The organism is Marinitoga sp. 38H-ov, from assembly GCF_011057715.1.
GTDB lineage: Bacteria > Thermotogota > Thermotogae > Petrotogales > Petrotogaceae > Marinitoga.
The window spans coordinates 1-13,924 of record NZ_LNGH01000025.1; the positions used below are offsets into that span (position 1 = coordinate 1).

General features: G+C 23.0%; 15 protein-coding genes. 3 read left to right on the forward strand and 12 right to left on the reverse strand.

Annotated features, from left to right (window positions below; translation table 11 throughout):
* The 4 genes from AS160_RS07965 to AS160_RS11510 all read right to left on the reverse strand — a co-directional run.
* The coding region (locus AS160_RS07965; protein ID WP_165147444.1) for an AAA family ATPase at window positions 1-508 on the reverse strand (508 nt) is incomplete at its 3' end.
* A 67-nt stretch (window positions 509-575) separates the two neighbouring features.
* Complete coding sequence (locus AS160_RS07970) at window positions 576-2,114, reverse strand: ATP-binding protein (protein ID WP_165147447.1); 1,539 nt, start codon at window positions 2,112-2,114, stop codon at window positions 576-578.
* 335 nt (window positions 2,115-2,449) lie between these two features.
* A complete protein-coding gene (locus AS160_RS07975; protein WP_165147450.1) occupies window positions 2,450-2,662 on the reverse strand; it encodes a hypothetical protein in 213 nt (70 codons plus the stop codon).
* A 319-nt stretch (window positions 2,663-2,981) separates the two neighbouring features.
* Window positions 2,982-3,113 carry a hypothetical protein gene (locus AS160_RS11510; protein ID WP_277601297.1) on the reverse strand — a complete coding sequence of 44 codons (132 nt, stop codon included), beginning with the start codon at window positions 3,111-3,113 and terminating at the stop codon, window positions 2,982-2,984.
* 328 nt (window positions 3,114-3,441) lie between these two features.
* Between AS160_RS11510 and AS160_RS07985 the strand changes: the two genes are divergently transcribed.
* From AS160_RS07985 to AS160_RS11515, 3 genes are read left to right on the forward strand one after another with little or no spacing between them, the layout of a single operon-like run.
* Window positions 3,442-3,657, forward strand: a complete 216-nt coding sequence (locus AS160_RS07985) for a DUF1659 domain-containing protein (RefSeq protein ID WP_165147456.1) — start codon at window positions 3,442-3,444, stop codon at window positions 3,655-3,657.
* Window positions 3,658-3,708: 51 nt separating this feature from the next.
* Entirely contained in the window at window positions 3,709-3,921 is a 213-nt protein-coding gene (locus AS160_RS07990; RefSeq protein WP_165147459.1) for a DUF2922 domain-containing protein, read from the forward strand.
* 42 nt (window positions 3,922-3,963) lie between these two features.
* Window positions 3,964-4,095, forward strand: a complete 132-nt coding sequence (locus AS160_RS11515) for a hypothetical protein (protein WP_277601298.1) — start codon at window positions 3,964-3,966, stop codon at window positions 4,093-4,095.
* A 272-nt stretch (window positions 4,096-4,367) separates the two neighbouring features.
* Here the strand turns inward: AS160_RS11515 and hemW are convergent, their stop codons facing one another.
* The 8 genes from hemW to AS160_RS08030 all read right to left on the reverse strand — a co-directional run bounded on the left by hemW (window position 4,368) and on the right by AS160_RS08030 (window position 13,920).
* Window positions 4,368-5,534 (reverse strand): radical SAM family heme chaperone HemW, encoded by a 1,167-nt coding sequence (gene hemW, locus AS160_RS07995; protein WP_165147462.1) that lies wholly within the window; start codon window positions 5,532-5,534, stop codon window positions 4,368-4,370.
* Window positions 5,524-6,333 carry a hypothetical protein gene (locus tag AS160_RS08000; RefSeq protein WP_165147465.1) on the reverse strand — a complete coding sequence of 270 codons (810 nt, stop codon included), beginning with the start codon at window positions 6,331-6,333 and terminating at the stop codon, window positions 5,524-5,526. Before AS160_RS08000 ends, hemW begins: the two co-directional genes overlap by 11 nt.
* Window positions 6,334-6,407: 74 nt before the next feature.
* Complete coding sequence (locus AS160_RS08005) at window positions 6,408-7,028, reverse strand: CpsB/CapC family capsule biosynthesis tyrosine phosphatase (RefSeq protein ID WP_165147468.1); 621 nt, start codon at window positions 7,026-7,028, stop codon at window positions 6,408-6,410.
* 19 nt (window positions 7,029-7,047) lie between these two features.
* Window positions 7,048-9,222 (reverse strand): polysaccharide biosynthesis tyrosine autokinase, encoded by a 2,175-nt coding sequence (locus tag AS160_RS08010; RefSeq protein ID WP_165147471.1) that lies wholly within the window; start codon window positions 9,220-9,222, stop codon window positions 7,048-7,050.
* Window positions 9,223-9,398: 176 nt separating this feature from the next.
* Window positions 9,399-10,571: a glycosyltransferase family 4 protein gene (locus AS160_RS08015; protein WP_165147474.1), complete on the reverse strand. Its 1,173-nt coding sequence runs from the start codon at window positions 10,569-10,571 to the stop codon at window positions 9,399-9,401.
* Window positions 10,572-10,630: 59 nt separating this feature from the next.
* Entirely contained in the window at window positions 10,631-11,818 is a 1,188-nt protein-coding gene (locus tag AS160_RS08020) for a glycosyltransferase (RefSeq protein WP_346774431.1), read from the reverse strand.
* A 2-nt stretch (window positions 11,819-11,820) separates the two neighbouring features.
* Entirely contained in the window at window positions 11,821-12,819 is a 999-nt protein-coding gene (locus AS160_RS08025) for a glycosyltransferase family 2 protein (RefSeq protein WP_165147480.1), read from the reverse strand.
* A gap of 12 nt (window positions 12,820-12,831) precedes the next feature.
* Window positions 12,832-13,920, reverse strand: coding sequence for a glycosyltransferase (locus tag AS160_RS08030; protein ID WP_165147483.1), 1,089 nt, complete (start codon window positions 13,918-13,920; stop codon window positions 12,832-12,834).
* Window positions 13,921-13,924 lie beyond the last annotated feature (4 nt).

Below are 13,924 nucleotides of genomic sequence, written 5' to 3' on the forward strand. Positions count from 1 at the left end.
ATATTACTTTTTGGTTGTAATATCGGTAGAGATATTCACTTAATTTTTTTATACTATTTTCATATTTTAGATTATCTGCTATTCCTTTAGCTAATTCTATATAATCTTCTTTTTCAAATTCTTCTAACTTTCCCATAATGTTTTTATGTGTTCTATATATATCCGTTATAGTATATTTTATTGCCTTTATCATGTCTTCATAATTATTTTGTTTTAAATCTTTAAAAGTCAAATATATTACAGGATATTTATTTAAATATTTTTCTATTATTTCTTTTTCTTCCCATATCTTTAATCCTTTAAATAAATGTTTATTATCCTGGTCATTTCTAAAAAAATATTTCATCATGCTCATATTTAATGTTTTTCCAAACCTTCTTGGCCTGGTTATTAATATTACTCTTCCACCAGATAAAATTTCTTTTATTAATAAACTCTTATCTATATAATACATATTATCTTCTATTATACTTTTAAAATCACTTTCTCCTACTGGTAATTTTTTCATCAGTTCCACCTCCAAATCTATCAATTTAGTTCAAAACACTATAACATGTCCAAATCAATTAAATTATTTATATTTTTTCTATAATATAATCATCAATATTACTTTTTTCTGAGCTTATATTTATTCCTATAATATAAACTTCATAATTTTTATATTTTTCATAATATTTCTTTTCTTTTATTTGATTTAGCGCTTCTTTAGCGCTTTTATCTAATTTTATTTCAAATAAATATATTTTATCATTATGTTCTAATACTAAATCTATTCTTCCAAGATTTGTTAATTCTTCTGCTGTTACATTTAATCCTGCTGATGCTAATATTGTATATATTAATGAATGATAATAACTTTCTCTATTTTGATGTAAATTATACGGTATTGCACTTATTATCCTTTTTATTTCTTCTATTATTTCTTCTATTTTGTTTTTTGACAATAATTTCCATATTGTTTTGTTTAATTCTTTTATCTTATCATTTTCTAAATTATAATTTGCCTCTAATATTAATTTTGAAAAACTATTTTTTACTTCAAGATTTGGATAGTCTAATATATATTCTTCTTCAAGACCATATTTTTCTTTTCCCTTAAAGGTTAAATATCCAGCTTGTGCAAAGAATATATTAGCGTTTGCATCTTCTATTTCTCTTGTTGTAAAGTCTAAGGAATTTACTGTGTATTTTACTAAATCCTCGTATTCAACTTCTCTTCCTTTTACATATTCATATATGAATGATGGCGATCCGCTTTCAAACCAGTAATTTTGAAATTTCTTTTTTTGAAAGAATTTTAATATTGAAAATGGATTATATACAAAATGTTCTCCATCAAATGAGAATCCATTATAGTATTTTTTCATTTCTTGTAATAATTCATTTTTTGTTATTTCTAATTTTTCAGCTGTTTCTATTATGTATTCATCAAAATAATATTCCAATTCTTCTTGAGTGTATCCTAACATTTGTGAATAGTCATTATCTAATGATATATCATTTAAATTATTCAATGCAGAAAATACTCCAGTTTTTGTGAATTTTGTTATTCCCGTGATAAATACAAATTTTATGTATTCATCCCTGGATTTGATTGTTACATAAAAGTTCCTTAATATTTCTCTATATTTTTCTGCATTTTCTTTGTTATTTATATTATCTAATATTGGCTTTTCATATTCATCTACCAATATTACTACTTTTCCTTTTTTGGAAAGTTTTATTATTAATTCGTCAAATGCATATTTATAATGTTCTGATTCTATTTCTATATTATATTTTCTTCCTTCTTCTTTTATTATTTTTAATAACCCTTCTTTTAATTCTTTTTCACTATCATTTATTGCATCAAGTAAGCTTATTCTTATTATTGGATATTCTTTGAAATCCCATTTGTCATATATATATGTATCTTTAAATAATTCTTTTTCTCCTTTGAATATATAATATAATGTTGATATTGTTAAACTCTTTCCAAACCTTCTAGGTCGAGATAGAAAATAATATTTTCCATTATCTATTAAATCAAAAATATATTTTGTTTTATCTACATATATATAATTCCCCTCTATTATCTCCTTATAATCTTGTATTCCAATAGGTAATTTTTTCATCAGTTCCACCTCCGCAATTGAATTATATCACAATTCAGTAATGATATTTGCCAATAATAAACATTCCCATACTCTAATAATATTATATATTAAATCAAAACCGGGCAAAAAGCCCGGTTTAATTTCAAATTATTCAATCTAATATATATAATATTTTTTATTTATTATAATTTTTTATTTTTAGATAATCTAAAATGAAATTGGAAAAGATCAAACTCCATTATTTGTAATTATAATTGTAAAAGGATTATTTATATCTATTTTTGATAAATAAAACATAACATCAGAATCTGCACTCATTTTTAATTGTATTCCTAAATAATAATCTTTTTTATTTACAATAAATGGTGTTTGAAAACTAAATTCTGGATAGTGCTCTCCATTATATAATACTCCATATGCAAAATATCCAGAAATATATTTATCATCATTATTCCAATTGGAATAGAAAATGAATATCCTAAATCTGAAATTCCTACAATAACTGGTATTGTAAAATATCTTTGTAATTGAATGCCATAATTTGAAATACTATTAAGAATTATCATATGATATGGAAAAAATTGATGCTTTTAATACAGTTGGAATCAAATATTTATCAAGGCTTATTTTCTTTTTTTCACTACCTCCTTTAAATACAGAGGTATATGAATAGGAAAAACTTTTGATATTAAATCATTATTATATTTTTTTATTTCTGATGATAATAATATAGATTTATTTCATATCCTATATTTAAATTAAAATATCTTTCTCCTGCCTTCATTTTCATTTTCTTAAAAAAGACCTTCTGATATGTAAAAAATTCATTCTTATCATTATAATTTATTCCAATACCTGGTATATCAGAATAATCCAAAGGGTAACTTAATCAAATATTTGAACCTTCGCCAACTTCCATATATTTTTTGAAATAGAAATATTATTTCCTATATCAATATTAAAGCCAAAAGCAAATAAGGAGAAAATTATTATAATAACTATAATCGCTTTTTTCATAACCACACCTCAGAATTTTATATTATATCATACACTACCTTATTACTTCTGAAATATTTAAACTTAAAATATAACATCTCAATATTTTATGCTGGTTATATATTTCTAAATACAACATACTTTATATCTATATTTATATTAATTATAGCATATGCATTATATACAAACTCCATCAATTTTATTATTTCACAATTCAGTAACGATATTTGGGAATAATTCACGTATTATTCCCATTCAAAAATAATATTTTATACTACAATCGTCAGCGCTGACAGAGAAGAAAAATAAAAAATTATGAAAAGAAAAAAAAAAGAAAGGAGATGAAAGTATGGCAACAAAAATTAATTTAGGTGATAAAGTTAGAATTTCTTTTGATTATGGTTTAGATTTAGATGGAAAACAAATTATTAAAAGGAAGGCATTTTCAATTATATCAGGTGCAACTGATGATCAAGTATATACTGCAGCATTAAATTATGCATCATTATCTGAAAAATCATTAGTAGAAATTGAAAAAATAGAAAACTATGAATTACAAGCTTAAAGTATGATATTATTTTGGAAATATAATTAAAAAAATAATGGAGGTGTTAGTATGGCAAAGAAATTAAGAATGACATTTGTAAATACAGTAGATGGAAAGAGAAAGACAATATATTTAAATGATCCAAGAGTTGGTTTAACATCAACAGAAGTACAAAGTGCTATGGATTCATTTGTAGGAGTATTAGTACCAGTAGGATATGAAAAAGATAATGCAACTATTGTAGATACAACATCTAATGAACTATTTGACTTAATCAATTAAATGATAACCGGGCTTTTGGCCCGGTTTAATTAAAGGATAGTTATGTGGGATATATTTAAAATAGTATTAATTATAGATTATTTCTTTAAATTATTAAGCCAAGCATTTGATTATGAGGATAAGGAAGAAAAAATAAAAGAAATAAGGGAGATGAGAATTTTAATAATGAATTAAATAAAATTATTATCTGCAGAAATAGATGAATGATGAATTAAAAGAAGAAATTGAAAACTATGATAGTAATATACAATACCGTATTTCTATAAAAAATATGATTTTCATAATCCAGAAATTTTAAGATTTTTAGTTAAGAAACATTCAACCAGTTACAGGAGATTTAGAAACTAGAGGTATGAGATTTTATAATGAAGATTTACTGTATATTTATAATGCTTTTATAGAAGTTTTTGGGCATTAATAAAATCCCGGAAAATTCCGGGATTTTATTAATCAAACCTATCTCGTTCTTTTATAATTTCTCTCACCTCTAAGATTTTTTCAAATACTTTTTTTGAAAAATCAAGGCCTTTTTCATTCATTCTAATTCTTTCATCAAATACAATTAAATCTAATGCCATTTGAAAAAAATTTTTAGAAAATTCTTCATATAATTTTCCATATTTATTTTTTAATTTTTCTACACTTATTCCATATATTAATCTTAAACCCATAAACAGTTCTTCTGTTAATTCATCTAATAATGTATTTTCATTATAATAATCATATGGTATTTGATTATTATCTATTTTTTCAAAGTATTCTTTAAAATCCCATGTTTTTGTATATCTAATATTATTATAATGTCCTCCTGCTGATAATCCAAAACCATGATAATTTTCATTATTCCAATATATTAAATTATGTTTGCATTCATATCCTTCTTTTGCCCAATTAGATATTTCATATCTGTTATATCCCATTTTATTTAATTCTTCTATTATTAAATCAAATCCATTTTCTATATATTCATAATCTGGCAATTTCATTTTTCCTTTTTCTAATAATCTTTTTAATGGTGTATCATGATCATCATCAAAAATATAATATGAAACATGATCAGGTTTTAATTTTTCTATTAGTCTCAAATTATTTTCTAATACTTTCATATTATCTCCAGGAAGACCTAGAATAAAATCAAAGTTGATATTTGAAAAGTATCTTCTAGCTAAATAATAATTTTTTTCTATTACCTCATTATCATACAATCTATTCATATTTTTTAATATATCATTATCAAAGGTTTGAATTCCTAAACTTAATCTGTTTATACCTAGCTGATAATATTCATATAATTTATCTTCATTTAATGTTTCTGGATTTGATTCTATTGTTATTTCAATAGGATTGAACCCAATATCTAAGTTATTTATTTTACTAAATAATTTATCAATTTGTTTAACATCAACATATGTCGGTGTTCCTCCACCTAAAAACACTGTTGATATATTATGATTTGATATATTATGATTTAAATTATTATATAAATCTATTTCTTTTAATAAATATTCAAAATATTTTTCTTGTATACTATTATTTGTTGTAGATGGATAATCACAGTATAGACATTTACTTTTGCAAAATGGTATATGAATATATAATCCTTCAGTATTCAAAGAAAAAACTACCTCCATTTTTTGTAATCATTATTGTAAATGGATTATCTATATTTAATTTTGATAAATAAATTATAAAATTAGGATTATTATTCATTTTTAATTGTATACCAGCATAATAATCCTTATTAAAAGGTGTTTGGAAATTAAATATAGGAGATCCATCATTTAATATTCCATATGAAAAAAATCCAGATATATATTTATCTTCTATTATTCCTATTGGTATAGATAAGGAATAACCTAAATCAGATTTACTAATTATAAAAGGTATAGTAATATATCTTTGTAATTGAACACCTACATTTAAAACGCTATTATTATTTATTACATCATTAAAGGATGATGTGAATACTGATGCTTTTGCTATTGTTGGTATTAAATATTTATCTAAGGATAATTTTCTTTCTTCACTTCCTCCTTTATATACCGATATATATGAATATGAAAAACTTTTTGATATTAAATCATTTTTATATTTTTTTACTTCTGTAGATAATATTATAGAATTATTATAATATCCTATACTAAATCCAAAATTTCTTTCTCCTGCTTTTAATTTTACCTTTTTGAAAAATACCTTTTGATATGTAAAAAACTCCTCTTCATCATTATAATTTATTCCAAAAGATAGATTATCTAATATATTATCTAAATTAAAACCAATATATATTCCACCGCTTGCTGAATCGGATAAATTAAGCAATTCTTTGGATATTATGATATTATTACTGCTTAAATTAAAAGAAAAAGTTGTTAGTGATGCTATTAAAATAATTAAGATAATTATCTTTTTCATATTATCCCTCCATTTATTATATTCAATATAATTATATCACATTATAAAAATGCCAGGCATTGCCCGGCATTGTATTATATCTTTAATATTTTTTTTCCTTTTTCTACTATATCCTTATACTTTTCAAATAATGTAAAATCAATATTACCTCTTTTTTTACCATGATAATCAGTTGCAATAAATTCTATAAGATTATTTGGTAAAAAATAATTATCTTTTTCAATATATTCTAAATTCATTTGAAAATATACATTCATGGTTTTTAATCTATCTATTAATGATTCATTATCTTTTAACCATTGATATCTTTCAACATGAGCAAGTATTATTTCATATCCTTCTAATTGTAAATCAAAAATTTTATCTAATAAATACATAGGATATACATTCGTAGGTAATTCTATTAATACAAAATAATCTTTGAGTGGAATAAATTCAGGATTATTAGGTTGTAAATATAATTCACTACCTAAATATGTATTTATACCAATTTCTTTTGCTTTTTCTTTTATAATCTCATATGTTTCCTTGATTTTATATATATCTGTTTTTACAGTTGGGTGATTAATATGAGGGGTAAAAAATACTGTATTAATATTATTTTTTTTATACTCATTTAATATTTCTATTGACTCTTCAATTGATTTTAATCCATCATCTACATTTGGCAATATATGATTGTGTATATCAAACATAAAATCCCCACCCTATTTATTATATTTTGTTCTTTTTATCCTTTTTTCTTTTCTTTTTTTCTCCATCTTCGTAATAATAATAATAATAATAGTAATAATTTGATGATTTTTCATTAATATCGTTTATTATTAATCCAAGTAAATTGTTATCTGATGTAGCTATATTTTCAAGTGCTACTTTTAATGAATGTTTCTGTGTTTTTCCTGCTCTTACTACTAATATTAATCCATCAGAATATTTTGAAACAATTAACGCATCTGCTGCTGCTAATATAGGAGGTAAGTCGATTATTATTTTGTCATATCTTTCTTTTAATGTTTCCATTAACTCTTTAAATTTCTTTGATGTTAACAATGATGTTGGGTTAGGTGGTATAGGTCCAACTGGAATAACATCAAGATTTTCTATATAATTTTGAGTTATTCTTTCTATTGGTACATCTTTTAAAATATGATTTACAACACCAACATTAAACCTTTCAAGACCTAAGGCTTTTTCTACTCTTGGTTTTCTCATATCAATATCTATTAATAATGTTTTCAATCCATTTTGTGCATAAGATATTGCTAAATTAGCTGAAGATACTGTCTTACCCTCAGATGGTCCAGAACTTGTTAAAGCAATTACTTTTGGCTCTGGTGTAATTGCATAGTTTATATTTGTTGCTGTTAATTTTATTGATTCTGATATTGGAGATGTTGGTGAATTTAATACAATTAGTTCTGGTTTTTCTAATTCTTTCTTTATCTCAAATGTTGGTATTCTTCCTAATACAGTTCTACCTTTTGCCATTCTCTTTATTTCTTCTTCATCTTTTATACTTTTATCCATATATTCAATTATAAAAGCAACAAGGATACCTAAGAATATACCTAATACTCCACCTATTGCTGCGGTTAATTTTTTATTTGGTTTTATAGGTTTATCAGGAGTAATTGCATTATCAATTAACTTAGCGGTTCCTATTACACCCGCTTCTGCTATTCTTGTTTCTTCTAATTTTTCTAATAATAATGTATATAGATTTTCTTTTATTTTAACATCTCTTTCAAGCTCTAATAATTTTTGTTCCAATAATGGTAATTTTGATAATTTTTCTTGATAGGTATTTCTAAGAATTGTTAATGATTCTATTGTTGATTTTAATATTTCACCCTTTGACTGAGCTTCGATTAATTGTAAATACATATCCTGGTATGCTGGATTAATTGTTTGAACTTGAGAAGTAACTATTTTTGATACTTCATCTTTTAATAGCTTTTCTGCTTCATTTATTTTTTCTTTTACTTCTAAAACTTTTGGATCTGTTTCTGAATAAGTTTGTAATAATCCAGATAATTCTATTCTATAATCAATTAATTTAGATTTTAAATTGCTTACTATAGGGTTTGTTGTAATTGTTTCAGAAGATATTATCTTTTCATCTACTTTTTTTATCAAATCATTTAACGCTTTTATAGTTGCTTGATTTTCTTGAATTTGTAAATTATATGCGTTTATTTGACTATCGTATTGTAATAGGAATTGAAGTATATTTTTTGCTTCTTCATCTAAAAGAAATACTTGATTTTTTTCTTTAAATTTCCTTACTGTTTCTTCTGCACTTTTTAAATCGGATTCTACTTTTGGTATTTGTTCTTCTATAAACTCTCTTTTTACTGTATATTCGTTTTTAGATAATGTTTTTAAAAATTCATTATATACTTCGGCTAGTTTATTAGCAATATTTTTTGCTAATTCTGGATCATCACTTTGTACTGATATTTTTACAATATTTGTATCCTTAACTGGAGATACTGTTATCATTTCTGATACAGTTTGTATAATTTTATACTTAGTTAATTCTTCTTTTGCTTTTTCGTCTTCTATTTTATTTTTAAAATAATCTAATAACCCCAAATCATCAATAACTTTCTCAATATTAGTTCTACTTTTTATTAATTCAACTTCTGTAGATATTTCTGGTCTTGATGATGATAATTGAGAAGAAAATAAATCTGTTATAGAACTTTGTGATTGAGATTCTATTTTCAGAGTAACACTTGATTCATATATTGGAGTAGTTAAAAACAAATATGTAATAGTTATTGCAACTGTAACAATTACAGTTAATAAAAACCACCAAAAACGTTTTTTAAATATGTGCATTATATCCTCTAGCGTTAGTTCATCTTCATAGATTTCTGGTTCCATACTATTCCTCCATTCTTGTATTTTTAATATTCTAGTCATATTTTAACATAAAAGATTTAGAATTTCAATTTTTACTATTAATGTTACTAATGTTTTGAATGAAATTAATATATCAATCGATTGATTAATGGATAGTACTAAAATTATAATTATTTAAAATCATATATTTGAAAAAATTATTTTCTATTTAATAGTTTTTCATATATTTTTATTAATTTATTTATATATTGAATATAACCATGATTTTCTACAACATATTCTCTAGCATTTGATCTTATGTAAGATAATTTTTCGGAATTTTGATATATATAATTTATAATTTTTATTATTTCTTTTTCACTTTTCTGATTTATCAAAAATCCATTAACTCCATCTCTTATTACTTCTTTCATACCACCAATATTAGAACATACTACATATTTCTCACAAGCCATGCCTTCTAACATACTTAAAGAAGTTGCCTCCTCTATTCCTTCATTTGTTGTAATACTAGGTATTAATACCACATCACTAACTTGATAATACTTTACAATATTATCATGATCAACATTGTCTAATACTCTCGCATTTTTATTATTTTTTAAAATATCAGATACTCTTTCTTTTAAAGGGCCGCGACCAATAAATATAAAATAAAAATTATCATTCATATTTTTAAAGGCTCGAGCAGCATAAATAACGCCATTCTTATCAACATATCTTCTAGGGACTAAAACAATAAATGATTTCTTTGGAATGTTTAATTCTTCTCTTAATTTATTTTTTTCAATGTCATCAATAACTTTAAATTTGTCTGTGTCTATAAAATTATAAATAACTTCTATTTTTTCTTCGGGGAATTTAAATTCATTTATTAAATATTCTTTAATTCTAGTATCCACAGCTATAATTTGCTTTACGTTTTTTAAAGCTTTTTTTTCTATATTATAATAATAATTATAAATTTTATTTTTTTCTTTTTCTGAAAAATCATTATAATTTAACCCTTCTTTAGCAAAATATCCGTGTAAAGTCAATATTATATTAGAGTGATTCACTCCATAAGCAGAAAGAACATCATGTGCATGAACAATATTATAATTACTCAATTTTAAATTTCTAAAATAATTTAATTTATGTTCTAAAAAAAGCTTTTTTTTCATAACAGGTAACGATGTATCAAATATTTTATTAAAATTTTTTAGAGATAAAAAAAATAATGATAATATATTATAGTTCACAGGCGGATAATATACATTTATATTATAATTTAGTTCTTTAAATCCTTTTTCTAATAAGTTTTGATGTATATGTTTTCCACCACTTTGAAATACTTTTGAATTGTCGGAAGAAACTAATGCTATTTTCATTTTACACCTCAATTTTTATTTCTTTTTAATATTTTATAATACATTTGTAATTTTATTATCTATATTTTATTATATATATTAATCTCTTTATCTACTATATTTTCCCACGTAAACTCTTTAGCTCTATCAATTATTTTATTTCTATCATACCCATTTTTTAAAACCTCTCTTACTCTTTTTGCAAATCTATATTCAAAGTTATCATCATCCTCAACAATATATTCTTCAAACCCTATAGCCTCTGGAATTCCTCCATTATTACTTCCTATCACGTCAGTTCCACACGCTTGCGCTTCAAGAACAACACATGGCCATCCTTCGTTCCTGCTTGGTAATATCATTATATCCATAGCATTCATATACTTTGCTACATCATTTTGAGATACTCTACCTGTAAATAATATATCTAAATTCTTTGTTTTATTTTCTATTTCATTTCTTAAATATCCATCTCCAACAACAATAAATTTTGTATTTTTTATTCCTATTAAATTAAATATATCTGGTAATTTATCAGCTCTTTTTATTGGTATTAGATTCCCAACAAATCCTACATAATTGTAATTTTTCTTATATATTCCTAATTCTTTTCTTATTTCATTTTTATCATATGGTTTAAATATATTTTGATTATATCCATTTGGAATTACAACAGTTTTTTCTTCTTTTATATCAAATATATTTAAGGCTATTTTTCTCAAAGCTTCGCTTACGAATATTATCTTACTAGCATTATTAAATATTAAATTTATAATTTCATAGTATTTATTTGAAATAGAGTGAATTTCCCCTCCATGTGCTGTAATAATATATGGAATATTATATTTTTTATTTATTAAATAAGCTGCATACCCTTCAGGAAAAACCCTATGAGCGTGTATAATATCATAATCTATATCAACTTTTTTAATTATTTCATTTGCCATTTTACTTGCATATTTTATCCAATATTTTGGTATGTTTTTCAATATTCCCAATCTATCAATAGTTGATAATTTTACTTTTAATGGTATAAATGATCTAGCTTCTACTTGTATTTTATTTGGTAATATTAATGGTTTAATATTTCTTGCTTTTTTTAATGTTTTCATTATTAAATTGTCTTCAGTTGAAATTGGAATAAAATCATATTTTATATCATTTATTTTATTTAATTCTTTTAATCTTTCAATAATAAATATACCGGAAGATGGGTTATTTTTTTTAGGAAACATTTCCGAAAATATTAATATATTCAAAGTAATCACTCCTATAATATCAAAAACAAACCATATATGGATCCTAATCCATATGATATGTGTAATATCCAAAATGAAAATAACATTGGAAAAAATAATTTAAAATCTTTATTTTTTATAGCAATTTTTAATGAGAAGAAAATACTTAAAAATACATAAAAAGATAATATAATTAAAAATGGTATTCTTATTATACCAGAAAAAATCGAAGCTATTGTTCCTAAGATTAAAAATAGTACAAATATTAATGGTACTATATGTCTAATAGAATATGCTTTTTTGGAATAATGTGTAGATAAAATTACCCACAATCCATTTAAAAAGTTATTTTTAAATAAATCATTATAATTATCTCTCGCATAATAATAACTTTTAGCCTCTGGAATGAGCATTATTCTCATTCCTATTTTTTTTAGTCTTAAATTCATTTCTATATCCTGATTTCTTTTTAATTCTGGTTTAAATAATCCAGCTTTTTCAAATACTTCTTTTTTATATATTCCATATGCTACTGTATCTACATATTCTTCTTTTTCATTACATGTTCTATACTTAGCTCCTCCTACCCCAAAAGGATGAGATAATACATTTGCAATTGCTTTAGCAATTGCTGTATCTTTACCAGGCTGCGTAATTACTAATCCTCCAGCTATATCGCATTTATTTTCCTCTAATCTTTTTATACAAGCAGATATATAATTTTTTGAATATGTTGTGTGTGCTCCTGCTATCATAATATAATCACCAGTTGCTTCTTTTATTCCTATATTCAAAGCAACTGGTGTTATTTTTAATTCATTATCAATTATTTTTATATCTATATTATTATTTTCATTTTTTATTCGGTCAATTATTTCTTTTGTGTTATCAGTACTTAATCCATCAACAATGATTATCTCTTTATTTTCATAATCATTTTCTATTAATGAATTTAAACATTTTTCTATATATTTTTCTTCATTAAGTGTTGGTATTATAATAGATACTTTTTTACTAGATACTTTTTCCATGTTATCCCCCCATTAAGACAATACAAAATTAACAAATTCCTTTTCTTTTTCTTCTGTCCAAACAAATTCATGTTTATATTTTCTTATATTTTCTAATAATTCTTCATAATTTTCATATGCTTTTATTATTTTATCTACTGATTCATCTATATTCTTTGGATTAATAACTATACCAATATTATATTTTTCTACCTCTTTTGCCATTGATATAAACGTATTTTTTACTATTACAGGAGTTTCTGCTGCTATTGAATCATAATATTTGTTTGGTAGAGAAAATATATCATTTTTATAATTTCTATTTTTTACAGTATTAAATGATATTAATGAAAATAATGATTTTGATAATTCTTTCATCATATCCTCATATGGTAAAAATTTTGTATAGTCATGTGGTATATCTTTAAAATATTCTGATTCCATACCTATTATTCTAAATTTAAAACCTTTTTGAATTAGCTTTTTTAATATTTCTTTCTCATCTTCTAAATTTCTATTTATTTTACCTACAAAAGATATTTCTTTTATTTTTTCTTTTGATTGTATTGATATTTCGGCATAATTTTTTTGGATATAATAATCATTATGAATATTTAATTTTTGATATATATCTTTTTGCATATCTTTTGATACAAAAATTAATTTATCTGATAAATTTAATTGTTTTTCAAAAATCTTCCATAATACTTTTTCTTTTATCTGTTTTTTTATTCCTGATAAATTGTTTAAGAAATTTTCCGGATGATATTCATGAATATCATATATTATTTTTTTATTTCTTTTTTTTGCTATTTTAAAAGGAAGAACTGGTTTTGTTGTCAGAAAATGATGCATGTATAATATGTCATATTCAAATTCTCTTATTAATTGTATAATTTTTTTATCAAACTTTCCTCTGCTTTTTACCTCTTTTATCTTATTTTCAAAATTTATTTTATATTTTATAGGTATATATTTTATATTATCTTTAAAATATTCTTCTTCATTTTTATTTGTTATATATTGATATATTACCTTATTTTTCTTAGATAATGATTTTACCATTCTATAAACCCTTTTGTCATATTTTGGATGCATATATCCTATTATAAAAATTGTCATATAA